Here is a 661-nt window from a genome sequence, read left to right on the forward strand (position 1 = left end):
TTCATCAAATAATGATGAGAATACTAAAGTAGATACCAATTAATCTTTCAATTAATGGCATATTTTTACTTTTGAAAACTCTTTATAGATACGAATATCTATAAGAATTTTAATATCAGCTTTCCAAATTTTTAAAGAGCAAGAGAATAAACATCTCAAAATTAAACACACTCTATTCTCAAGCAGTTTATTACCTGATTAAGAATGTTTATTTTTAAGGAGTAAAAGTGGTGGAGCTAAGCAGGATCGAACTGCTGACCTCCTGCGTGCAAGGCAGGCGCTCTCCCAGCTGAGCTATAGCCCCACATATGCTGGTACTTACTGTTTTATTAGCCACTTCGATTGAGACAAGGCGTAAGTTGAGGACGTTTAGTTCACTAAACGACGAAGCTTACAACGCAGTATCAAGAAGAAGTGGTGGGTCTGAGTAGATTTGAACTACCGACCTCACCCTTATCAGGGGTGCGCTCTAACCAACTGAGCTACAGACCCAAACAATAAGTGTTGTTCTCTTTACAATTAACAATCATCTGTGTGGACACTACGAACAAATAAGTTCTAAATCGTATAAGGAGGTGATCCAGCCCCAGGTTCCCCTAGGGCTACCTTGTTACGACTTCACCCCAGTCATGAATCACTCCGTGGTGAACGTCCTCCCGAA

General features: G+C 39.8%; 2 tRNA genes and 1 rRNA gene. All 3 read right to left on the reverse strand.

The window, feature by feature from the left end:
* Positions 1-228 precede the first annotated feature (228 nt).
* A tRNA-Ala gene (locus JIG37_RS03645) sits at positions 229-304 on the reverse strand.
* A gap of 111 nt (positions 305-415) precedes the next feature.
* Positions 416-492 (reverse strand) — tRNA-Ile (locus JIG37_RS03650).
* A gap of 76 nt (positions 493-568) precedes the next feature.
* Positions 569-661, reverse strand: a 16S ribosomal RNA gene (locus JIG37_RS03655); the annotation flags it as partial.

Source organism: Pseudoalteromonas sp. bablab_jr010 (assembly GCF_016464105.1).
GTDB lineage: Bacteria > Pseudomonadota > Gammaproteobacteria > Enterobacterales > Alteromonadaceae > Pseudoalteromonas > Pseudoalteromonas simplex.